This is a genomic window from Pedobacter sp. GSP4, from assembly GCF_051857575.1.
Classification (GTDB): domain Bacteria; phylum Bacteroidota; class Bacteroidia; order Sphingobacteriales; family Sphingobacteriaceae; genus Pedobacter.
In genome coordinates this window covers 148361-173622 of sequence record NZ_JBPZIR010000001.1, presented here as the reverse complement: position 1 = coordinate 173622, position 25262 = coordinate 148361, and the positions used below count along the sequence as shown (strand labels likewise).

At 41.8% G+C, this 25262-nt stretch carries 14 protein-coding genes and 2 tRNA genes; 2 read left to right on the top strand and 14 right to left on the bottom strand.

Annotation, left to right across the window (positions count from 1 at the left end):
• From ACS5PU_RS00635 to ACS5PU_RS00620, 4 genes are all read right to left on the bottom strand, one after another.
• Positions 1-3147 carry a SusC/RagA family TonB-linked outer membrane protein gene (locus ACS5PU_RS00635; protein ID WP_439457348.1) on the bottom strand — a complete coding sequence of 1049 codons (3147 nt, stop codon included), beginning with the start codon at positions 3145-3147 and terminating at the stop codon, positions 1-3.
• A gap of 257 nt (positions 3148-3404) precedes the next feature.
• Entirely contained in the window at positions 3405-6323 is a 2919-nt protein-coding gene (locus ACS5PU_RS00630) for a ligand-binding sensor domain-containing protein (protein ID WP_439457347.1), read from the bottom strand.
• A gap of 672 nt (positions 6324-6995) precedes the next feature.
• Positions 6996-7658, bottom strand: coding sequence for a GDSL-type esterase/lipase family protein (locus ACS5PU_RS00625; RefSeq protein ID WP_439457346.1), 663 nt, complete (start codon positions 7656-7658; stop codon positions 6996-6998).
• A 520-nt stretch (positions 7659-8178) separates the two neighbouring features.
• Positions 8179-10275, bottom strand: coding sequence for an FUSC family membrane protein (locus ACS5PU_RS00620; RefSeq protein WP_439457345.1), 2097 nt, complete (start codon positions 10273-10275; stop codon positions 8179-8181).
• Positions 10276-10925: 650 nt separating this feature from the next.
• Between ACS5PU_RS00620 and ACS5PU_RS00615 the strand changes: the two genes are divergently transcribed.
• On the top strand, positions 10926-12002 hold the full coding sequence (locus ACS5PU_RS00615; RefSeq protein ID WP_439457344.1) for an FISUMP domain-containing protein: 1077 nt from the start codon (positions 10926-10928) through the stop codon (positions 12000-12002).
• A gap of 1003 nt (positions 12003-13005) precedes the next feature.
• On the opposite strand, the gene ACS5PU_RS00610 is transcribed toward ACS5PU_RS00615, so the two are convergent.
• The 4 genes from ACS5PU_RS00610 to ACS5PU_RS00595 all read right to left on the bottom strand — a co-directional run bounded on the left by ACS5PU_RS00610 (position 13006) and on the right by ACS5PU_RS00595 (position 18651).
• Entirely contained in the window at positions 13006-13368 is a 363-nt protein-coding gene (locus ACS5PU_RS00610; protein WP_439457343.1) for a hypothetical protein, read from the bottom strand.
• Between the two features lie 547 nt (positions 13369-13915).
• On the bottom strand, positions 13916-16363 hold the full coding sequence (locus ACS5PU_RS00605; protein WP_439457342.1) for a TonB-dependent receptor domain-containing protein: 2448 nt from the start codon (positions 16361-16363) through the stop codon (positions 13916-13918).
• Positions 16364-16555: 192 nt separating this feature from the next.
• Positions 16556-18298: a PspC domain-containing protein gene (locus ACS5PU_RS00600; protein WP_439457341.1), complete on the bottom strand. Its 1743-nt coding sequence runs from the start codon at positions 18296-18298 to the stop codon at positions 16556-16558.
• An 11-nt stretch (positions 18299-18309) separates the two neighbouring features.
• The gene (locus ACS5PU_RS00595) at positions 18310-18651 is read right to left on the bottom strand and encodes a PadR family transcriptional regulator (protein WP_439457340.1); all 342 of its coding nucleotides are present in this window, start codon (positions 18649-18651) and stop codon (positions 18310-18312) included.
• Between the two features lie 397 nt (positions 18652-19048).
• On the opposite strand from ACS5PU_RS00595, the gene ACS5PU_RS00590 reads away from it, so the two are divergent.
• A complete protein-coding gene (locus tag ACS5PU_RS00590; RefSeq protein WP_439457339.1) occupies positions 19049-20503 on the top strand; it encodes an amino acid permease in 1455 nt (484 codons plus the stop codon).
• Positions 20504-20955: 452 nt separating this feature from the next.
• On the opposite strand, the gene ACS5PU_RS00585 is transcribed toward ACS5PU_RS00590, so the two are convergent.
• The 6 genes from ACS5PU_RS00585 to ACS5PU_RS00560 form a co-directional block, all read right to left on the bottom strand.
• Complete coding sequence (locus ACS5PU_RS00585; protein WP_439457338.1) at positions 20956-21870, bottom strand: NAD(P)/FAD-dependent oxidoreductase; 915 nt, start codon at positions 21868-21870, stop codon at positions 20956-20958.
• Positions 21871-21914: 44 nt separating this feature from the next.
• The gene (locus ACS5PU_RS00580) at positions 21915-22541 is read right to left on the bottom strand and encodes a class I SAM-dependent methyltransferase (protein WP_439457337.1); all 627 of its coding nucleotides are present in this window, start codon (positions 22539-22541) and stop codon (positions 21915-21917) included.
• A 68-nt stretch (positions 22542-22609) separates the two neighbouring features.
• A complete protein-coding gene (locus tag ACS5PU_RS00575) occupies positions 22610-23521 on the bottom strand; it encodes a UbiA family prenyltransferase (protein ID WP_439457336.1) in 912 nt (303 codons plus the stop codon).
• Positions 23522-23803: 282 nt separating this feature from the next.
• The gene (locus ACS5PU_RS00570) at positions 23804-24055 is read right to left on the bottom strand and encodes a GIY-YIG nuclease family protein (protein ID WP_439457335.1); all 252 of its coding nucleotides are present in this window, start codon (positions 24053-24055) and stop codon (positions 23804-23806) included.
• A gap of 849 nt (positions 24056-24904) precedes the next feature.
• A tRNA-Val gene (locus tag ACS5PU_RS00565) sits at positions 24905-24979 on the bottom strand.
• A gap of 148 nt (positions 24980-25127) precedes the next feature.
• Positions 25128-25205, bottom strand: a tRNA-Val gene (locus ACS5PU_RS00560).
• Positions 25206-25262: the final 57 nt, after the last annotated feature.

Genomic DNA, 25262 nt, shown 5'->3' with positions numbered 1-25262 from the left:
TTAAAAATTAGCATTAACCCCGAATACAAATGATCTTGCCTGAGGATATAGCCCCCTATCAATACTGAAAGCATTACCGCTATTGTTCGATCCCAGTTCTGGATCGTAACCGCTGTATTTTGTGGCCGTAAACAGATTCTCAGATAAAACATATACCCTGAATTTTTGAAGTCCTATTTTTCCTACAATGTTTTTAGGCAGGGTGTAACCAATCTGGAAAGTCCTTAATCTGAAGTAATCACCTTTTTCTAAATACAGCGAAGAGAATTTGGTTAAGTTTTTATTAGGGTCTTTATCGGTTATCCTTGGTTGTGTTGTAGATGGGTTAGATGGTGTCCAACGGTCCAATCTGCTGGTTTGGTAATTCGCATTTGGTATATCTAAACGTCTCAGTCCCTGAAAAATCATATTGCCGGCAACACCGCTACCGAAGGCGATCAGATCCCAGTTTTTGTAGCCCAGGTTAAGGGTTAAACCGTAAGTAAATTTAGGCAAGCCATTGCCGATAAAATCCCTGTCGTTTACATCAATCACCTCATCGTTGTTCAGGTTGGCAAACTTAACATCACCCGGTTTGGCCAGGGGCTGTAAAATAGTTCCGTTTGGACCTTTGTAGGCATTAATTTCATCTTGTGTTTGAAATATACCCTGATTTACATAGCCGAAAAATTCATTGTACGAATGGCCGATCTGCGTACGGGTAATGTTACCCAAGGTTTGGAAACTGGCCTGACTATCATCAATAAAATTAACACCAGGGCTTAATTTATCGATCGTGTTTTTCAAGAATGATCCATTTCCACTGATACCGAAGCTCACTTCGCCAAATTTTTTGCGGTAACCCAGTTCAAATTCGAAACCAGAGTTAGACATATCGGCAATGTTGGCTGCCGGACTACCACTACCAATGTATCCGGGTACAGGTGGGTTTTGCAGAATACCTACAGTTTTCTTTTTGTACCAATCTAAAACCAAGCTTACATTATCGAACAAGGTGGCGTCGATACCGATATTGGTCTGTCTGGTTTCCTCCCATTTCAAATCAGGGTTGGCAGATGCTGCAGGGCTATAACCAATGTTAACCACGTTTTCGTTGCCGAAAGTATAGTTTCTTCCACTGGCCACCAATGGTACGTAAGCAAAATCGCCAATACCATCGTTACCTGTTACCCCATAACTACCACGAATTTTCAAGAAATTAACAATATTGTTCTGCGGAAAGAAATCCTCTTTGGTTGGTACCCATCCAATTTGTCCGGATGGAAAGTACCCGTATTTATTGTTGGCTCCGAAACGCGAAGAACCATCTCTCCTGATCAGTGCCGAGAACAAATATTTCTCTTTATAATCGTAGGTTAAACGGCTAAACAAAGAAAATACTTTATGGTCGGTACCCTCACTACCATCTGATGTTCTGCTGGTCGCAACTGGTTTAAACCTCATCGATGCTGAATAGAAATCCTGTGCGGGCACATCGTAAAAAGTTGTGCTTACGCTACGGCTAAAACCATCGCTATACGATCCCTGTCCAAATAACAAGGTTAAATTATGATTGCCCAATGCCCTTGTGTAAGAAACCGTGTTTTCGAGGTTATAGGTAATTACATAATTAATGTTCCTGGCAAATTGGGTTCTGTTGTTCGAGGTAGATGAGTTTAAGTAATAAATCGGGTTAAAGCCATCACCACCATAAAAGGCCAGTTTTGAACCTAAGGTAGAACGGAAACGCAAACCTTTAATTGGTTCTGCTTCCAAAAATGCATTACCCACAATGTTATGGTCCCAATCGTAATTGCCTATTCTTCTTCTGATATCGCCCAAAGGGTTGGTAATCTCCTGTGCTACCCTTGTAGATATTCCGTAAGGATTTCCGTTAGGGTCTCTAAATACCGGGTAAGGGTAACTGTTATAGGTTGCAGCAACCGCCGGGTCGGTAATTATGGCCGGTGTAATCGGATCTAAGTTAATGGCCGAACTCAAAGGGCCTCCAAATTCGCTATTGGTATTGCCTATACCGTTTGTGATCGAATGGCTGTAGCCCAGGTTTTCGCCAATGGTTAACCACTTGTAAAGTTTGTGCTGAGAATTGATGCGGATATTGGCCCTGTTGTATTTAGAAATCTCGGTGGCCACAATACCATCAACCTTAAAATAGCCGAAAGATAAATAGAAAGTAGATTTCTCATTGCCCCCGTTTATAGAAACCTCGTGGTTTTGGCGGGCTGCGCTATTGTTGAAAATGTACGATTGCCAGTCCGTTCCTTCGCCCAGAGCAGCTGGATTGGCGTAAGGCAGGGTAAAAACCACGCCCGGGCCGGGCACAAAATCGTTTGTATAGGCTTCATTTCTTAAAGTAGCATATTCTGTAGCGTTAAGTAAATCTAACTTTTTAGCTGCTTTTGCTTCTCCATAATAGCCGTTGTAGCTGAGGTTCAGCTTGCCCAGTTTACCTTTTTTAGTGGTAATGATGATAACACCCGATGCTGCCCTTGCGCCATAAATGGCGGCCGAAGCGGCATCTTTTAGCACTTCGATAGATTCGATATCGGACTGGTTTAAATAGCCAATCCCTCCATTGTCAACCACAACCCCATCAATTACCCACAATGGATTATTTTTACCGCCAAAAGAGGTAAAGCCCCTTAAACGTACGGTAGATGCAGAACCTGGCTGACCGGACTGTGCCGCAATGGTTAGGCCCGATGTACGGCCCTGTAAAGCCTGCTCCAAACGTGTAGTGGTAGGTTGGTTCTCCAAATCGGCAGCCTTAACACTGGAAATAGCTCCTGTTACCACACTTTTCTTTTGTGTACCGTAACCTACTACCACCACCTCGGTTAAATCTTTCGAATCGGTAGTAAGCGTAACATTGATACGGCCTCCTGCTGGAACAGTTACCGTTTGTGGCGCCATGCCGATTAAACTGATGGTTAATTTTGCGCCTACCGGTGCCTGGATACTGAACACGCCGTTTACATCAGTTGATGCTGCTCTGCTTGTTCCATCGAGCTTAACCGTTACCCCAGGTAAAGGAGCGCCATTTTGTTCTGTAACTTTTCCTGTAACGGGAATGTCTTGTGCCCATAAAGCAAATGGAAACACCAACATACAGCAAATGAAGAATACGAGTGTAAATCTTCCTCTCATAGAAATTAGTTTTAAGTTAATATTTGGTTAGTTTACGACAGCAGTTTTTGGTAACTGCTTCATGAACCAAATCTATAGAGGCGCAATACAATAGCACAATTTAGCGCTACTACACCAACCATACAGAAGCCCTCATTTACCCCAAAAAGAAGAAAATAAGGCCTACATAAGCCCTACAAGGAGATATTAAAATACTGAAATTCAAACGATTAAAATATTTTAACTAAAAATAACCGTATTGTAACAAAAACATCGATTTAAAGTGTTTTTTGACGGGCTATTTCGATCAGAAACTCGTATAAATTGGTTTCGGGCTTAAGCTGAAGCTTCTTTCTTAACCGGTACCGCCCCACTTCTATGGCTTTAATGGTTACGTTCATCAACTGCGCCATTTCTTTTGACGAAAGATTCATAGATAGGTAGGCACAGAACTTCAGATCGTTCTGGCTCAGATCGGGATAAAGATCTTTCAGTTTGTTAAAGAATTCGGTATTTACATGGTTAAAATGAACGCTTAAATGATCCAGTTCCTGATCCTTTTTTTCTACATCCCTGATCAGCCTGATCAAGTGCCTGAAGCTTGGCGAACTCTCGTTAATATCGTGGTTTTTGATTACCGCCGAAATTACTTCCTTTATTTTGGCCAGCACTTTACCGCGCTGCACCAGGTGCATGGTCATGGTAGAAAGTTCTTTGTTTTTATAGTTTACATCGGCTTCGAGCTTTTCATTCTGCAGGCGCACAATTTCCTTCTCATTCCTATCCAGTTCCAGTTGGTGCAGGTAGCTCATCCTTTCCTGCTCTTTAATGTGTTTACGCTTTTGCCACTTAATAATCAGTCTGATGAGCAGCACAATAAGCACCATGTACAAAATTTTCATCCATATGGTATTGTACCAGGCCGGTAAAACCACAAAGGTATAGCTTACCATTTCCGATTCGTTGCCAACATCGGTACGGGCTTTAATGTTAAAAACATATTTCCCGGCGGGCAGGTTGGTATAATCTTTTTCGCTTTTAATGTTCCATGCCGACCATTCTTTATCAAAGCCGATCAACTGATAACTGAATTTAATGTTTTTATCGTGCTCGAAGAGTGTAGAAGCGTATTCGAAATGGATAGAATTTAAATTGTTGGTATACTCGGGCAGTTCTTTCAAATCCTGCTGGGCTGTAATGGCCCCGTTTTTAACAAAGTAGCCACCAAATACCACGCTATCCTTTTTGCCCATCAGTTTAACCATGCCCAGCACAACATTGGGTTTGGTTATGTTTTCTATGTACTTATCATAATTGATGTGGTAAGCCCCTTTATTGGCACCGATAAATATATTTTTACTATCGGGGGCATAAATAGATTCGAAACCGCCTACTACCTTTCCATCGAGTTCGGGCAGGTAAAAAATACTGAATGCATTTGCTCCCGATGGTTTACTAAAATCGATTACCCCAACTTTTTTATTGCTTACAAACCAAACATTGCCATTGTTATCTTCTTTAAGATACTGTATCGAAGTGCCGTTTAGCGCCTGGCCAAGCAGTTTTAAGCGGTTAAATTTTTTGCTGGCGCTGTTGTATTCGTAAACACCGCTTACCGTAGCAATTACCACCCTGTTTTTAATGTGGTAAACATAATTGTAGAGTTTAGAGGGTAAACCGTCCTTATCGGTAAACATGGTGGTACGGAGTATAGCCTTATGATCGGGCTTGAGCTCTATTTTATATACGCCGTGGTAAGGGTGCGAGGCCCAGATGTGATCGGGGTTATTATTATCAGATACGATAAAGCGCAGTGTTTCGGTAATGCCCTCAATTTTGCCGCCATTGCTAAAGCTGCTGCCATTGTAGTTTAATTTCTGCAGGCCCCAATAGGTACCGGCAATTACTTCATTGCTGGGGTAAACGTTATCAAGCGTTTGGTACATCCAGGTTCCGGGCAAATTGTAAAGCGGTTTGGCCACATTATCTTTAACGGCAAAGGTACCTTCCTCATGGGCCATTAACAGCTGGTTGTTAATTTCATCGAGGCCCCAAACCTGCCCCTTGGTATTTTTTACTTCCTCAAAATTGGCTGTAGCGTAACTTAAATCCGGTATGGCACTATCCAGCTTGGCCCTGTAAAGGCCATTTGAGGTACCAATGTAAATAGATTGGTCAAATTTCCTAAAAGCATAGCTGGTAATCTGTTTGCTCCGGTCGGGTATAATGTTTTTAATGGCGCTGTTTATCGCTACATAGGCAATCCCATCGTCAAGGGCCAGCCACATATTCTTGTCCCTATCCAGCAAAATAGCCCTTACGTTATTGTTCTGCAGGCCTTCACGGTAATTGTATTTCTGCACCAGCTCGCCCCTTTTGTTCATAATGTACACACCGCCCGATGTAGTGGCCACACCATACAGCTGTGCATTGATCTGGTTGGCAAAATAAATCCTGTCGTTCAAAAAAACCTGATCCAGCTTGGTGCTGAAAGGTTTTAATTGTTGATTAACCAAAAGGAAAAAGCCCTTTTTTAAGGTAGATACGAGGAGGGTATCTCCATGGTAAGGTAAAACAGCAGAAATGGTAGATTGCTTTAAAATGGTATCGGTGCAAAAGGGTTTCCACATTTCGTGGTCGTACACCATTAGGCCCAGATCTCTGCTCTGCGCAAAAATATTATTGTTGGCCATGCCCAAAAACAACCAGCTGGTGCTGGGTTTATAGCTTTTAAGTACGCCATCTTTATAGTGTAGAATGGTATTTACCGAGCGGAAGAAAACCTCATCCTTAAATACCGAAATATCCCAAATATCGGCAGGCTTGCGCAGGTTTTCGGGCAAAAGGTTAAGCAAAGAGGTGTATTTGAGCACACCATTTGCATTGGGGTAATAGTAGCCAAACTCATCCTGACCGCCAACATAGATCCTGTTTTTAGAATCGATGCCCAGCGAACGTACCGAAGTATAATTGGGCAGCCTGAAAAGGTTCCAGTACCTGCCGTTAAAGCTCAAAAGCCCTTCGTTGTTGCCAAAATAAAGTATTCCGTTCTTATCCTGTTTAATATCCCAGTTCTGGATACCGCCATTGTATTGTTCGTTGTTATAATTTACAATTTGCGGAATGCCCAAAAGTCCTTGTGCATGCGCACAATAAGTAGTTAAAAAGCAGGCTAGTGCAAGTAAGGTTTTCTTCATTCTGGTTAGACGGGATGATAAGAACGCAATAATAAATATATAATTTTAATTCTTTATTAAATTACACCATTCAGGCATGCCAATGATGATAAGGTATTAAACTGCTTAAGAAATACTTATGAAGTGGCTTGGTTTTGGGGAATGTAGCGGAATGTGAAAGGTCGTAATTTTGAGACGGTTTTTTCAGCCTAGATTTTTGGAAAACCTTAAGCGTATTGCATTATGATTCTCGCCTACGCGAGAATGACGGATTAGTTCAATGTAATGTTCAATAAACCTTTTCAAAGAGATACTTCTCTGCCTGCGATAGCTATCAGGACCAGGATGATAAGTTATGGTAGGATAGCCTATGTACCCTGCTATCAGCGCCTTGCAATCTGCGCCCTGCTATTGGCCTAGGAGATTTTCGCCAGAAAAAGCACGGAAATCTTTACTCCCCCCTTCATCCCCTGCCCCCTTCAAAGGGCCACGGATCAGCGCATGAGGAAAAATTATTGCAGAAATAGCTTAACGATTTAACCGTTTAATCAAACCTATCAATTTTTAACCACCTTACACGTCTTAGCGGATGTAAGATTCCGCGAGTACCTAATTGCCGTACCTCCTACTTTCAGCTTTAGTCTTTTTGCTTTACTCTTTCTGCTTTAGTCTTTTTGCTTTACTCTTTCTGCTTTAGTCTTTCAACAAATGTTTTTCAACTGCTTTTCTCCAAATGGCATAACCGGCAGCATTCATGTGCAACATATCACCCACAAAAAGCTCGGGCCTTAATTTTCCATCTTTGGTTAACATTAAAGGGTAAATATTAACGAACTTAGTGTTGGCCTCTCTGGCAAAAAACTGCTGAATAAGTGCATTTGAGGCTACTGCCTTTTCTTTAAATTTATCGCGGCTCGGACTTGGCTTAATCGAAATGTACACAATTGGCACCGTTGGCAGCTTTGCCCTAATGGCTTTGTACAAATTAATTGTCCGGTTTAAAACGGTATCAGGTGTTACGTTATCGCTTGGCAGGTCGTTCTCCCCTACGTACAATACAATCTGCTTGGGCTGATATGGAAAAACCACATCGTTTAAGTAATAGGTTATATCGTTAATTACGGCACCGCCTATACCGCGGTTTAGGGCATTGTATTTGGCAAAAATCTGCGTACAGTCGTCCCATTTACGGATAGATGAGCTTCCTATAAACAACACCGGGTGCACAGGTGGCTTGTACATTTGATCGTATTTCTTGATGGTTTGTACATCGTCCCAGAAGTTGGGTTTCTGTTGTGCAGATGCTGCAAGTGTTAAAAACGCGACAAAAAATAGGCTTAGGAATGATTTTTTCATGATGCAATGGAATGAATTAAAGCGCACAATATACCAATTTTACAAGATGGTTAATTGGTTAACTGTTTAAATTGGTTAATTGGAAGCGATACCCAATCATCCCCCTGCCCCCATCGAAGGAAAAATGGTTAATTGGTTAACTGTTTAAATTGGTTAATTGAAAGTACTACCGAATCATGACCCTGATCCCTTTCAAAAGGGGACGAGCCACCAAACAGTCACCCTGATCCGATTGTAAATACTTTCAAAAAACAACTTAATGTTTTGGAGCGGAACGTTAGTAGTTCTTGGCTGCTGCTCTGTCCCGCTTTCCCTACAAGCCTCCACTTCGTTCCGGGCTTTCCGTTCTATCGGGGCTATAGTGAAAGGAAACTGCAACAAACCTCGTCTACCCATCATCCCCTGCCCCCTTCAAAGGAAAAATGGCTAATTGGTTAACTGTTTAAATTGGTTAATTGAAAGTAATACCAAATCATCCCCCTGCCCCCTTCAAAGGGGGACGAGTTATCGCAAGGAGAAACTACTTGCCATTAAAAGCAGTACTAAACTGCCTAAAATCCAATGATAGCGCTGCAATATGCGCCAGTTTCTGCTTGGTAGAATGATCGCTATCGGCAAATACCGCAGCTTTGTCCAATGCTTCCGCAGGTGAATGAGCAATATCCTGCCCCTCAAACCCAGCACTTAAATTGGCGGCAATCTGCTTTACCAACAAGGGGTCGGCCTGTTCGGGTTTATGGTTAACTGAAAGATAAATAGAGGTGATAATGGCATTGATCTGGTAAATGGTAGACTGCACACCGTATAGTCCATTAAAATCGATCCGTTTTTGCATGGGCTCCTGACTGGCCGATTCAATTGCTTCGCTCAAAGCCGATAAACTCAGGTTGGCATTTTTCCGCGCCATGCGCGAAATGTTCTCGCCTAGGTTTTCTTTCCTTTCTATGGCTACCTGCAAATAATGCAGGCTATCTGTTGTGGTCTGACTTATTTTGGCCTTCAACTGCCGGCTATCCCACACCGGAAAGAGGTAAGTAGCCAATATCGCAATTGCACAGCCCAGCAGCGTAAACATAATCCGATCGTGTACAATATGATCAAAATGCCCCTGGTAACTGCCCAATGTTAAAATTACCGCAGGCGTAATAAACAGCACACTTACCGTATAATTTAAACGGTTAAAGGCATAAAAACCCAATAGAAAAATTACAGAAAAGGAAAGCAGCACCGCCGGACTCTTCACCAGGTATACGATTACCAACCCGATTACTACCCCGCCCAGGCTCCCCTTTAAACGTTGCAGGTTGCGTTTCCAGGTGATTGAAAATTTAGGCCGGGCCACAATTACCAGTGTTAAAAAAAGCCAATAACTGTATTTGCTTGGCTCTAGCTGCCAGATCAGCACAAAGCCGAAAAGGAAACAAATGGCCAAACGCAGGGAAAACCTAAAAATGGGCGATTTTAAACTCAGGTGTTCACCAATGGCAAAACGGTCGCCAGTGATAAAAAGCGGGTAAGAAATGGCTCCGCTAAGCTCCTGCAGGTGTTGTGCCGCAGCACTTTCGTTCCCCCTAATCATTTCGATGATCCGTACAATATCGTTCATGTTCGAAACTACCTTCAGCACAATTTTACGCTGGGTTTCGTTTAAACGTTCCATTTCCTGTAATAAGGTTACCCGTTTTTGGTAGTAGGCCATATTAGTAGCCACCTCGCCTTTGTAAGCCTTGGCCGAACGCACATGCCTGCCCAACTGCTCCAGTTCTTTGGCCAACAGCTCAATTAATTCGGCAATCAGCTTTAAACTTGGTCCGGTAGCCAGGGTTTCGCGCACCAGCCCATAATCGTAGTGTACGGCATTCAGCTGCTCGTACAGGTCGATAAGCAACCTGGCCCTTTCTAACAGCAAGCGCCCTTTGGGGTTATCGGGGTTCATGGCGTACTTATCGGTAAGCAGCAAATTGCGGATCAACTCGTGTTTCTGGTTTACTTTAATGTGCAGCTTTATGGCTTCTTTCTGCTGCAGATCGAGCGGTATGCTTACATCGTAATTTTTGGCCTTGGCACTTAAAAACATCGCGCTGCTCATCAAACATTCAAAAATGGCATGATGCAACGAGCGGTAAGGCCTGATCAAAATCTGTATCAAGCTGATGATATAATACCATACCCCACCAATTAAGATGTAGGTACTAAAATAAAGCGGCCTTTCGGGATGAAGCCCCATTACAAATGTGCACACAATAAGCGCCATGGTGCCGATGAGCGATAGTTTCTGCCCGTAAACAGCCAACATAGAACAGCTAAAAGCCGCAACAATTACAACCACCGCAGTAAGGTAAGCATTAACCAATACCGACGAAACCACGAGCGTGGCCGCAAAAAAGACGATAATACTGGACAAGGCCGTTTTCAGTTTGTTCAGCCGGTTATCGGGCAAATCGGTTAAACTGATTAACAGCGCCCCCACCCCAATGCCCTTTGCTGCTTCGGCATTGCCTAGGTAAAAAAACAGTATAATGGGCAGTACCACAGTAATGGTAGTGCGCAGCGCATCAGAAAAATACTCGCCTAAAAAGAAATATGCAATGGTAGCGCGGATGCTGTTTTTGCCCATGTATTAATGAATAACCTTAGTATTTAGAAACGCGGCAAAGGTAATAAATATAATGCATGCATATCAAATGGTTGCATAAGACAGGATACCGAATCGTACTTTGGACTATGGAGATTAATTGGTTTGTAGTACAGGGCTTAGCCATTGTTACTCCGTAGTGACGCTGCGTTAAACACTAAGGAGAGGTTGGGTTGGATATTTTACTATAAAGATTGCTTCACTCCACCACTAAACCCTGACCTTCAGTTCGCAATGACGTTTATAGGGTTAACTGTATAAACTTGTTGGTGGGTTAATTGCAAACTGGCAAATGCAAATTGGTAATTATCGCTTGGCAATAACATTAAAGAAGATTCTTCACTGCATCCGATAGTTACCGGATCAGCATAACAAATAATGCACCTCGCTGTCATCCTGAGCGCAGCGAAGGATCTTTATCTCGGGATTATGACAATTGCTACTCTGCGTATTCCGCACCTTTTTCTTTGTGTCTTCTGTGATTAAAAACCACCACACGCTAAACGCCCAACGCTTAAAAAGATTGCTTCACGCCACCACACCAACCCTCCCATATAAATATACCCAATACATGGTATTGACTGGCTGATGTGCGATAGAGAGATTTGCCATCATAAACAAACAATAAAAGCATGAAAATAAACAAACTACTCCTCATGGCGGTACTTGTGCTGTTGGTTGCCACATCCAATTTAATTGCGCAGGTAAAAAAACCGGCCAGCAAAGCAGCTGCTCCTGTTAAAACCAAATATGGTGCACTGGCCATAGATCGATCTAATGGTTTTTATTATGGTTTTTCGTTCGATCAGCCAAGCCAGGCAGAAGCAGAGAAGCGGGCGGTTAGCGAATGTAACAAACGCGGTGGCGCCTGCAGTATTGTATTAACCTATTCCGGCACGGGCTGTGCAGCCTACCGCACCATAAACGGTAATGTGGGTACCGCATTTGGCTGGGGCATAGCAAAAACCAAAGAAGAGGCCGATGCAATAGCGACCAAAGAATGTTTAAAAAGAAGCGGTGGCATACAGCCCAGCAATTTTGTATGGAGCTGCAATGCGGCGCAATCGGCTCAGTTGAAAGAAATATACAATGCTTCGCCAGAAATTACCGGTCCGGTAACTATTGGTAACCAGGTATGGACAAGCACCAACCTTAATGTAAGCACCTATAGAAACGGCGAGCAGATTTATTATGCAGCCAATCAAAAAGAATGGGAAAAAGTGAGCCGCGAAAAAATTCCCGCTTATTGCTACCTTAATTTCGACAGTAGCAATGAAAAGAAATACGGAAAACTATACAACTTTTATGCAGTTACCGATCGGCGTGGTTTAGCGCCTGCAGGCTGGCACGTACCCAGCAGCAACGAATTCTTAACGCTTATTTCGGCCTTGGGTGGCGAGAAAGTAGCCGGCAAAAAAATGAGGGGCACCACCGGTTGGGATATAAAAGATTCATACAAATTTGCACACGGTAATGGCGATAATTCTTCAGGCCTTAATTTATTAACCAATGGCAGCGCCGGTGGTGACGAATATGGCGGCGGACAATCTTTCAAATACGGAATATGGCTAAGCTACTGGTGGTCGAGCAGCACCAAATCAAGTGGCGACAGCTTTGCTTATTACCTTGATTTTAACAAATACAGCGAACCACGCGTAACCGATTACAGTAAAACTACTGGCTGCGCAGTAAGGTTGGTAAAAGATTAATTGCCCGTATCGCAATAATGCTCAGATTTCGCTAGCTAAAAAAGGCAGAAATCACTCCATCAACCGGAAATATTTAGAGGTTTCCGGTTGATTTTGTTTAGAGGGAATATTGGGTTAATTGGGGGATATCCCATCATCCCCCTGCCCCCTTCTAAGGGGGACGAGGTTATCATTAGCTACACCACTCTTAATTTCCTTAACTTCTTAATGGTCGCAAAAAATTAGGTTAAAGCTTAGTATGGTTAATCGGTTAACTGTTTAAACTGGTGAATTGAGAGAAATTACCCATCATCCCCCTGCCCCCTTCAAAGGGGGACGGGTTTATCGCTAGCTATATTGCCCTTAACTTCTTAATGGTCGCAAAAAATTGGGTTAATGCTTAATATGGTTAATCGGTTAGCTGTTCAAATTGGTTAATTGAGAGAAATTACCCATCATTCCCCTGCCCCCTTCAAAGGGGGACGAGGTTATCATTAGCTACACCACTCTTAATTTCCTTAACTTCTTAATGGTCGCAAAAAAATTAGGTTAAAGCTTAGTATGGTTAATCGGTTAGCTGTTCAAATTGGTTAATTGAGAGAAATTACCCATCATCCCCCTGCCCCCTTCTAAGGGGGACGGGTTTATCGCTTGGCAATAACAGAATAAAAAGATTCTTCACTGCATCCGATAGTTACTAGATCATCATGACAAATAATGCACCTCGCTGTCATCCTGAGCGCAGCGAAGGATCTTTCTCTCAGGATTATGACAAGTGCTACTCTGCGTACTCCGCACCTTTTTCTTTGTGTCTTCTGTGGTTAAAAACCGCCACACGCTAAACGCCCAACGCTTAAAATGATTGCTTCACGCCACCACAAAACCCTGCCCTTCAGTTCGCAATGACGAAGCAGGGTTAACTGTTTAAACTGGTTAATCGGTTAATTGTAAACTGGCAACCTTTTGAATCTGCGTAATTAGCGTAATCTGCGGGAGAAACCAAAACTGAGCATCCGGATTACACTCACTCCGTTAACTTCTCTTTAATTCCTTCAGCTAATTTCTTCACTTGCATATAGCCAGCCAAAGAGCTGTTCCGTTTATCAAAATTGATCTCCATCCAGCCTTCTTTTGCTTTAAGGTTAAATTTATCGCTGCCATTTAAATTAACAAACAAATCGATGTGCTGATCTAACGGAAGTTCGTTGTTTAATGCACTATCTAGATATTTTTCGAGTTTGGCTGTTTTACCAGCCGCATATTTGGTTTCGAAGGTATAGGCTACATCAGTATCCTTTACACTTATCGATAGTTGTCCTCCGCTGTTGCGGCATCCGAAACTTAAAGCTGCAAGTAAAATGGCAAGTGTATATTTTTTATTTTTCATGATTAATGGGGTTAATTGTTTAACTGTTTAAATTGGTTAATTAGGGGGGCACTAATCATCCCCCTGCCCCCTTCAAAGGGGGACGAGATTATCGTTCGCTATGATTAATCGGTTAACTGTTCAAATTGGTTAAATAAGGAGTTATCCAATCATCCCCAAATGGTAACGAGTTTATCGTTCACTACATCACTCTTAATTTCCTTAACTTCTTAATGGTCGCAAAAAATTTGGTTAATGCTTAGTATGGTTAATCGGTTAACCGTTTAAAATTGGTTAATTGAGGGCATTACCCAATCATCCCCCTGACCCATTCAAAGGGGGACGAGGTTATCGCTTGGCTGTAAAATTAAAAAGATTCTTCACTGCGTTCAGAATGACAAAGTGGGGTTAATTGGTTAATTGAGGGCGTTACCCAATCATCCCCCTGCCTCCTTCAAAGGGGGACTAGATCATCGTTCGCTACATCGCCCTTAATTTTCTTAACTTCTTAATGGTCGCAAAAAATTTGGTTAATAATTATGCAGCCCATTTTCAACTCCAAACTCCACTATCCCCCTGCTCTTCCCTTAATATCATCCGTAGCCGTATTTCTCGATCTTGCCGATTTTACATTCTGGTTTCCGAAATTGTAACTGATATTAAAATTGGCCCTTCTGCTGGTGTAACGGTTCACTACATTCATGTTGATGTTCTGGTACACCAGTTTTCCTTCCCAGTGGTTGGTCAGCAGGATATCGTCCATATTTAAACGCAGCTTTAGCTTTTTATTCATTAAAGTTTTCTGGATTCCGGCATTTAAAGCGCCCTGATAAATGGTTGTTTGCTCTACTCCGCTTACCCTTGGCGAGTTTAACCAGGCACTAATTTCGATGCTAAAGTTTTGCGGTAAGGTAAAAGAGCTCGATGTAAACAGGTTTACCGCCGCCTTACCTGCACTATAGGCCGCTCCTTCTATGTTGCCATCGTTAAACTTGCTGTAATATACGTTTATACTGTTCTCCATGTTCCACCATTTGGCAACCTTAACCGGCACAAAAAGATCGGCAGAGAAATTCTGGAAACGGCCCAGGTTCTGGCGGATTACACTGATTACCCTCGTGGCATCATCCTGTTTGCTGATCTGCGTAATCATATCGCGCGTATTCGAATAATTTAACGAGAAAGAAACCTCCTTATAACTGTAACTGATCTGATAGTTATCGGTAAACTGCGGTTTCAGGTAAGGGTTTCCCTGGTCAACCGCCAATGGATCCATATAAAATACGAAAGGATTTAGCTGTTGGTAATTGGGACGGTCTACCCTCCTGCCGTAAGAATAACGGATGTTGTGGTTTTCGCTTATTTTCTGGTTCACAAAAACTGTTGGAAACAGTGAAAGATAATTGCGGTCTACCGCTTTATTATCCGTAACCGATGTACCGTTAGAGTGGGTATGCTCGGCCCTCAAGCCCAACTGCACCTGCCATACCTTCCATTCTTTAGCAAAAATACCGTAAATAGCATTGATGTTTTCTTTGTAGACAAAGTTGTTCGATTTACCCACATCGTTTTTCCAAACGCCCGCCACCAACTGTTCAGAAAGGAAATCGTTGTTGGTAACCACGTAGCTGCTTTTTAAACCCGTTTCCAGTTTCATGGTTTTGGCCAGGGGCAGTGTAAAATCTGTTTTGGCCGCGTATACCTGAATTTCTGCATCGGTATTGTTCCTCAAGCTCGTTTGGTTGGTAGAGGCGCCACTGGCATTCAAGTAATTGGCCAAAAACCCTTCATTCTTCTTATTGCTGAAACCAGAGTAGTCTATATCGAAAGTAAGGCTCTTCCCTTTCTTGTCAAAATCGTGCTTGATGTTAAAGTTTGCCGTTAAATTGCCTACGGGCGAGCTCGAATTTGCATCCTGCAGGATATAGCTCAAACTGGAAGCCCCGTTCTGCACGGCATTAATATCGGTATTGCTAAAGTTGCTCAACTTGGTATTTATGGTATTGGCATCGAGCATTAGCCCAAAAACAGTTTTTTCCGAAGCATAATAATCAGCCCCTAATTTACCCTGAAAGCCAACGCCTTTATTTTTGCGGTCGAAGTTTTGCGTGAGCGAACTGGCCAAACCGTTCGATAAAGTAGTACGCGTTAAAAAAGTATTGTTGAAATTTGATTTCCGCGCCACTGCCCCATTCCCAAAAATATTCCATTTCCCCTCGCGGTGGTTCAGGTTGAGGTTTACACCTGCACGGTACAGATCGCTGGGCGAATCGGGCATTACCCCTTGACCGCCGTTAAAAGAAACCGTACCGTTGGTACCATAAGCTTTATTGCGTTTGAGCTTGATATTGATGATACCGGCATTTCCGGCAGCATCGAATTTTGCCGATGGATTGGTTATCAGCTCTATCGTACCAATCTGATCGCTGCTCATGTTGCTCAACAGGGTAGTAATATCAGCACCCGATAAGAAGTTCGATTTTCCATCAATCATTACCACCACCCCGCTCTTGTTGTTCAGCTTAATCTGATCGCTCTGTCGGTCTATCTGTACCCCAGGCGCTTTTTCCAGCACTTCTAAGGCCGTGCTGCCCATAGCCGTGATGCTGTTTTCTACATTCAGCACCGTTTTATCAATCTGATGTTCAATAAAAGGTTTCTTGCCCTGCACACTTACTTCTTTGAGCTGTTTGGTTAAACTTTCCATACCGATTGGAGGCATGTTCAGGTCATCTTTAAGCAAAAAGTGATTGGTTCTTTTATTTTTAAAGCCAACAATAGAGACCGACAGTAGGTATTCGCCGCTTTTAAGCTGATCGATTGTAAATTCGCCCTCAATATTGGTTGATACACTCTTCGCAACCGTAGTATCAGGGTAATTGAGCACCCGAACAACTGCAAATGATACCGGAACCGTTTTTTCATCTACAATTTTACCCCTGATGGTATTTAATTTTTGGGCAAAGGAAACCCCACATGCCATAAGGCATGCAATTAGCGTAAATAATGTTTTCATGGTTTCTTTTTTTTTGGTTTAGCGATTATCTCTCCGCACCTTACCGTCATCTCGATCCGATAGCTATCGGATGAAAACGCAGTGGAATGGAGAGATCTATATAAGTAGATTTCTCGACTCCGTTACACCCGATAGCTATGGGGTCCGCTCGAAATGACGACAAGGTCTATGGTCGAAATGATGGGCTTTTAGCTATTCTGCTGGCTCAACGCCCAGCTCCTGTTTCACTTCATTAATCCGGTTCGATACCGAATCCTGATACATCACATCACCTGGTTTATCTTTTTTCAGCGAATCGAGCTCAAGCAGTTCTCTCTGCAGCTTTTTCTTTTTTATGGCTTCTTCTTTTAATTCCGCAACACATTTCAATCCATCATCGGTCATTACCCAAACACTGTAATCGTTGTGATCATTTTCGGTGTTGTTGCAGCCCCAGGTCCAGTAATTGTTAATGTAACTGTAAGCATCTTCTTTTAAGATCAACTTCGTACCTACCGGAATTTCGAGTGTAAGCCTTACTTCCTGATTGCGCCAAATGGTTCCTTTTCTCAATTGAAACCGCGGACTAAAAACCAGGGCTGAATCTTTCAATTGGTACGTATAGCTAATGTTCTGTGCATTCTGCAAGGCACTTTGAAAGGTTTTACCCTGCGATTCGTATTTCTGCGTCAAACGCGTTACACCTGTTTCGCTCTTCTCAATTTCGATACGGATATGGTTCGGCGAAACAAATGGCCCATCTTCTAAATCATCAACCACAATCTGGTTCCGGTTGTTCGCATCAATGTGGTAAGCTATGCTATCCTCTTTACTGAAATATTTGCTTTTATCGATACTGATCACATAAGTAGAAAAAGATTTAAGATCAACAGTTTGCGTTAATTCTGCATGCTGCTTAAACTCCGATGATATTTTAGCCACTTGGTAACCTGTAATGGCCACGCCCGCTAACCAGATAATCAACAGGGCAAAAGAAAGTGTTTTGTTAATGGCCTGTTTGTTAAATGCCACGCGGATAGAAAACAGTACCAGAGCCAATATCGGGATAAACAATACAACAAAAGCACCAAATAAGATAATGCCACGGTTGCCTTCGTTTATTATAGAGAAAGGGAAATACTCATAAATGCTGGCGTCCCAAAAACCTTGAAAAGCTGCTGTACCGATAATTAAGGTAAGTAAAAAGAGTACACCAAAAACCACTATAAATCCGGCAATTACTTTAAAAATGATCTTTCCGGTGCCTGATAAAAAGCGGCCCAGCCATTCAAAAAATTCTCCGATAAAGATGCCGAAACGGGCAAATATGGGCTGTGCCTGTTTGTTTACCTCACCCAGACGTTCTCTAACAGCCTGCAGCTCTTCATCCAGGTTTTTCTGAAAACCCTGAAGGTTGGCGGGCTCGCCCTTCATTTCCATTCTTTCGATACGCGATTTCGCCTTAGGCATGATAATCCAGAGGATGGCATACACCAATATCCCCGAACCGCCCAGAAAAATACTTAACAAGGCCGCCAGTCTGATCCATTTGGCATCTATATTTACGTAATGTGCTATGCCTGCGCATACCCCAGCCACTACACGCTCATCCATATCGCGGTATAACTTTTTCTCTGCAAACTGATATTGATATGCATTGTGGCTAACCGGTTCCTCTTCTCCTTCTTCGGCAGTATCGAAATCCTGCACCCTGCCCATCTGCGCAATTACCGAATTTACATTGGCTGCATCTACAACCTGTTTTTTCTGCTCTTCCAACTGCTCGGTTAACAGCTCGGCTATACGGTTTTCAATATCTGTTACAATTTCCAGATCATCGGCATGGTTAACAAAATGCTGTTTCACTTCATTCAGGTATGCCTTTAAGAGTTCGTAGGCACTTTCTTCAATATGAATAATCGTGTTCCCTATATTTATGATGATGGTCTTTTCCATTTCCTTTTTTGCTATAATGATGAATTGGCTCCTTTTTGTGAAATACCTACAGCATAAGCCAGCTCCTGCCAGGTTTGATCTAATTGTGATAAAATGCCCCGACCATCTTCGGTTAAGGTATAATATTTACGCGGTGGGCCTGAGGTAGATTCTACCCAGTTGTAGCTTAACAAACCATTGTTTTTAAGCCTGGTTAATAATGGATATAATGTGCCCTCAACCACCAACAGCTTTGCCGACCTTAATTCGGCAATAATATCCGAAGCATATATTTCGCCCCGTGCGATGATTGATAAAACACAGTACTCCAGAATTCCCTTCCGCATTTGTGTTTGCGTATTTTCTGCTATCATAATACAAAGATATATGTTTGATATTGTACTATGCAATACATAGTACTAAAATAAATAAAAGTAAAATCACAAACAATTGATTATCAATACAATAATTTAAAAATAAATTTTCTATTTATAAATTAATTGCTTAAAGACAGCGATTTTCATCCTTTACTGGAAAGCAAATGCAGGACTTTTCGGTAAGCTCAGCCCCGCTCTCCATTACAAATCCTCGCCCTTGGGGCTGCGGGTTTTACATTCCGATCGGGCTTATGTGGCAGCAACTGTGCAGCTGTGGTGCTTTGGATAAATAGCACAGCAGGCCTTTCGCTGATAAACCGTTCAAACCACAAAACATATAAATTCGATAGATTTAATATATTTTAATATTTTTGCAGCGTCTTAACTTATTTTCATGAAAAAATCTATTGCCAGCATCGTTGCTGAAGCAAACGAAAGCGGCGAAGGAACGCTTAAAAGAACCTTGGGGCCAATTAACCTCATTTTAATTGGTGTAGGTTTAACATTGGGTGCCGGTTTATTTTCGATAACAGGTTTAGCAGCAGCCAATCATTCGGGTCCGGCAGTTACCCTTTCTTTTGTAATTGCGGCGCTGGGCTGTGGCTTTGCGGCCTTATGTTATGCCGAGTTTGCCTCTATGATTCCTGTTGCCGGAAGTGCTTACACCTATTCGTACGCTACCATGGGCGAGCTTTTTGCCTGGATAATCGGTTGGGATCTGGTACTCGAATATTCTGTAGGCTGTGCCACTGTGGCCATCAGCTGGTCGCAGTATTTAACCAAGTTTTTAGCCAGTTTACACATTTACCTGCCACCACAGTTGACCTTATCGCCTTTCGAAACGGCAAAACTGGCCGATGGCTCAACCGTAAACGGAATTATCAATATCCCTGCGGCACTGGTTGTTGTATTAATGACGGCCATTTTAATCAGGGGAACCAAAGGATCGGCTATTGTAAACGGAATTATCGTGTTTTTAAAAGTTGGTGTAGTATTGGTTTTTATCGCTTTGGGCTGGCAGTACATCGATCCGGCGAATTATCATCCATATATCCCCGAAAATACCGGAACATTTGGCCAGTTTGGCTGGAGTGGTGTTTTGCGCGGCGCCGGACTGGTATTTTTTGTATTTATCGGTTTCGATGCCGTTGCTGCATCTGCCCAGGAAACTAAAAACCCTGCCCGCGATTTACCTATAGGCATTATCGGATCGTTGCTGGTTTGTACCGTATTGTTCGGCTTATTCGGGCATGTAATGACAGGCCTGGCCAATTATAAAGAATTTGCCAATAGTGGCGCCCCGGTAGCCATTGCCATTGAAAAAACACCTTATGCCTGGTTAAGTCAAGCCATTATCTTAGCCATATTAATTGGCTATACCTCGGTAATTTTGATCGATTTAATGGCACAATCGCGGATGTTTTATTCCATTAGTAAAGATGGTTTGTTGCCAAAAATGTTCGCTGAAGTTCATTCCAAATTTAAAACACCATACAAATCGAACATCCTGCTGTGCTTATTTATTGGTCTTTTTGCCGCTTTTGTACCCATGAACGTGGTGGGCGAAATGACCAGTATTGGTACCTTATTGGCTTTCTTAATGGTTTGTGTTGGCATCCTAATCTTAAGAAAAACCAACCCTGAAGCCAAACGCCCTTTTAAAGTTCCTTTAGTACCGTTAATCCCGATATTGGGTATTTTAACCTGTATTGCCATGATGGTATTTTTACCTTGGGAAACCTGGCTGAGGCTGGCCGTTTGGTTAATTATCGGCTTAGCCATCTACTTTTGCTATGGTAAAAAGAACAGCAAGCTAAACCATTCAAAAGATGTGGATGATGCTGCTTAATTCAGTAGATCCCACACTTTAAACTGTTTATTTAAGGGCTTAAAACGGCGCTTAAAGTAAACATCTAATAAACTCATTATCATACACATGAATTGATTAAGCTGTTCGTTTTTCTGTACAGCTTAATCATAATTCAGAGTACCATTATAGCTACAGATGGGCAAACTGTAAATCAATTAACAAAATCTGCATAAGTTATTCACAATTCCACATTTTTTTTAGTTTTTGGCTTGGGTTTTGCCTTATAGTTTTTAACCTATAAAACTCATTCCCATGCTCATTAAATTACACACCCCCGTTTTCAGACTTACGAGGCATAAAACCGAAACCATAAAAAAAGTAGCGGCACCGCTTAGCAGAGAGCAATGGATCAACGCAGATAGAATTGTTATAATTGCTATGTTTGTTGCAACAATTGTTGGCGCAATTTTATTTTAAATGATGATGTCAGATCAAAAATCTTCTGAGATCATTTCCTTATTTAGCATTACCGCAGCCAGCGTACCTGCAGCCGTTATGATAGACAACGACCTGAACATAGTTGCGCAATCTCCAGCTGCATAAACACCACTAGCAGTAGTTTGCTGCTGCTCATCAACTTTTATCGTTTTAAATTCTGTAAGTTCAAAATTGAGCTGCACATGAAGATCCAAATGCTGTTCAACATCCGGCCGCACATAAACTGCCTTTAAAGCAAGCTTTTCTCCATTGCCAAAAACCACATGTTGCAGTTCTCCATTAACATGCTCGAACTCCGTAATTTCCTCTTCAACTATTTTAATACTTTTGGCCCTAAGTATGTCGCTTTGTGCTACCGTTAATTTCGATTTACCATTCGTTAATATCGTAATGTCGCTATTTAAAACCTGAAGATTTTTGACCATTTCGAATGCATTATCGCCATTCATCATCAGGCCTACTTTTTCATTCCGTACTTCGTAACCGTGACAATATGGACAGTGGATAGCCGAAATGGCCCAACAGGCTGCAAATCCTTTAATAGCAGGCAATATATCTTTTAACCCGGTTGCAATAAGCAATTTTCTGGAAGAGAAGTTTGCTCCATTGGCTAAATTAACCGTAAAACCACCAGCTTTTCTTCCCGCCGAAATCACCGTTCCATCCATAAATTTAACATTCGGATATTTTAATACACCAGCTTTTGCAGCTGCAGCAATAACGGCCGGTTCTTCCCCATCATGTGTCAAAAAATTATGGGCATGCGGAGTTTGCCTGTTGCAGGGCTTACCGCTATCTACAATTAATACTTTTCTTGCCGATCTCGCCAGGGTTAAGGCTGCTGATAGTCCAGTGTAACTGCCACCAATTATAATTACATCAAAATCCATGTGAACAAAAATCGACAAACACTTCTTTAAACGCAACATTATTGCATTAAATAAATGTCATTTTATTTTTTGAAGATTGTTGCTGTGATAAAACCGCCGTAGTAAAGCCGCTCTTCAACTATCTGATAATTCCTTTTTAAAAAATAAGGGTTCATATCGGTCAGGCGATTTGCTTCTACAATGCCCAAAAGCTTAAAAAAGCGGTACATCGATTTTAGCAATAACCATTTCCACCACTTGCCCTTCTTTTTCTGAAGCGAAAAATCGACCAGAAACCATAAGGCACCGTTTTTTAAATAACCATTTAATTGCTCAAAAACTTTAATTGCTCGTTGCTGGGGAAAATTATCGAATAAAAAAGGTGTTAGAATGATATCAAAATCTTCATCTGTTGCAAAATCTTCTATACCGAGATTTATAAATTCGACTGTATTGTTTTTGTAGCTACGTTTTTGAGATAGCGCGATCATTTTAGCTGAAATTTCTACATAAATGATCCTCAATCCTTCGGAACAAAGCTTCGCAAGCTCTTCTAAAATCCAGCCTGTACCTCCACCCACAATTAAAACTTTACTGTTTTTTTTGATAAAATGAAGCTGATTGATCTGCGCGTTAAGCTGGGACCTAAAAAACACCAAACGGCTCAGGGTATCGTAATAATTGGCTATTTTATCGTAGTTGTTGTTCATTTCTTGGTTAATTGTTGAAATTGCACAAATCGGTTAATCGTATTGCCTAACCATTAACCAGTTAACCCTCATCTTACAAACTGCATCCCTACTATTCCGCATATGGCTTTAAACAAAATCAGCCCATCAATAACCATTAAATAATAGAGTATGTTTTTTCGCCGGTGCATAGAATAAGCTACGTAAATGGTAAAGATAAACGGCAACACATTACAAAAAACCAATGGCCAGGCAAAGCCTTTATAACTAGCAAATATGCCCAGAGAAATTAAACCGATAATTAACAGGGGGATCAGGATATTGAAAATAGTCCTTCGTAATCCGTAACGTACCACAAAAGTCCTTAAATGCCTGTTGGCATCGGTTGGGTAATCTTTAATGTCGAAAATGATGGCATTTACCGTGCAGAACATCCAGTTTTTGATAAATAACCAGGTCCACAATACAGAATCATGGTAACCTATACCGGTTTCGATTTTGAGCATAATAAGTGGCAGTACGTTTGCACAACAGGCCCATACAAAACCAATCACAAAGGCTTTTAGCCAGCCTGTATTACGCAGGTTGAATTTTAAAAATGAGCGGGGCAATAAGCCATAATACAACCCCCCGGCAGTTACAATAATCAGTATGGCCACCCAATAACTAATCGGCAAGGCCAAAAAGTGATCTAAATTCTGGTAAATAAGGTTTGCCGCGAGCAGCATACAGCTAATAAACAGCACTGCCTGACTATAGTTAATAATTTTTTTGTGCTTAAAATACCATTGGTTCCGCGGATTGGTGGTGGATGGTTTTGTTGACACTTTATTATAGGCATAGGTGTAATAAATAGTTGGTGCCAGGAAAAGCAGGAGATAATAATTTAACGAGTTAAAAGGCACCCTTAACTGAAAGGTAGCTTCGAGGGTTAAGGCTACAGCCAGAATACCAACAAAGTAATTCCCAAAAAATATGAACCTAATGATTTTACTGAGCATGGCAGCTGTTTTTCTGCAGCCAATTTCGGATATATAATTGAATAAGGTAAATAATCAAGTTAAAATATAAAGGATTATGTTGAAAGACTTAGGAGCCTTACATCAAATGAACCATATAAGACATATAAGATTACATAAACCTACAATATGTGGATTATCTTGGATGTGATACGTAAAATTACAGCTTATCTGGATAAAAAAAGCCTTCCAGTGTACTGAAAGGCTTCGGTGGGAAATGATCCCGATTTAACATCGGGACGATCTAATAAATAAAACAAGATATTACAACCTCGCTGATGAAATTAATTTTTCGATCATAAGCCTGCTCTTCCAGTTCTTGATCAGCTTTTCTTTAATGATTGCTTCCCTCTTGTTGTTAAAGGTTTCGTACCAAACAACACACCAATCTCCGGTATGGCCGGTAAAGCCTGAGTGATTTGAATTATGTTTTTTTAAACGCTCAACAAGATCGACCGTTGAACCAACATAATATTTATTTCGTGTTTTGGAATAAAGGATATAGGTATAAAACATCTCTTGATAATTGATTAATTATTTTGGGATGTGATATGTAAAATTACAGATTATCTGTAAAAAGAAAAAGCCTTCCAGTGTACGGAAAGGCTTCGGTGTGGGAAATGATCCCGATTTAACATCGGGACGACCCCGACCGTGTAAACGAGATATTTTAGACCAGCTGAGCTAATTTCCCTGATGGACAAAAAATTTAAGCATAAAAAAAGCCTTCCAGTGTACTGAAAGGCCTTGGTATGGGAAATGATCCCGATTTAACATCGGGACGACCCTCGGTGTAAACAAGGTGCTCTGAACCAGCTGAGCTGATTTCCCACCGATGGACAATAAAATTAAAATCTAAAATTTAGCCATAAAAAAAGCCTTCCAGTATACTGAAAGGCCTTGGTATGGGAAATGATCCCGATTTAACATCGGGACGACCCTCGGTGTAAACAAGGTGCTCTGAACCAGCTGAGCTGATTTCCCACCGATGGACAACAAAATTAAAATCTAAAATTTAGCCATAAAAAAAGCCTTCCAGTATATTGAAAGGCTTCGGTGTGGGAAATTATCCCGATTTAACATCGGGACGACCATCGGTTTAAATGAGGTGATCTGAACCAGCTGGGCTGATTTCCCACCGATGGACAATAAAATTAAAATCTAAAATTTAGCCATAAAAAAAGCCTTCCAGTATATTGAAAGGCTTCGGTGTGGGAAATGATCCCGATTTAACATCGGGACGACCCTCGGTGTAAACAAGGTGCTCTGAACCAGCTGAGGTGATTTCCCACCGATGGACAACAAAATTAAAATCTAAAATTTAGCCATAAAAAAAGTCTTCCAGTATATTGAAAGGCTTCGGTGTGGGAAATGAGGGGTTCGAACCCCCGACCCCCTCGGTGTAAACGAGGTGCTCTGAACCAGCTGAGCTAATTTCCCTTTTTGGCAATGTTAAGAATCAACTCATCTTTTCGATCCGACCCTCCCGACTGATAACGTCGGGATGCTCTGAACCAGCTGAGCTAATTTCCCTTTTGGTGTATTTCAAAAGTTTTATAAAAAAGCCTTCCAGTGTACTGAAAGGCTTTGGTGGGAAATGAGGGGTTCGAACCCCCGACCCCCTCGGTGTAAACGAGGTGCTCTGAACCAGCTGAGCTAATTTCCCTTTTATATTTTGTCAAACTTAATGCCCCACTCTCCGTTTGGGAATGCAAATATAGCG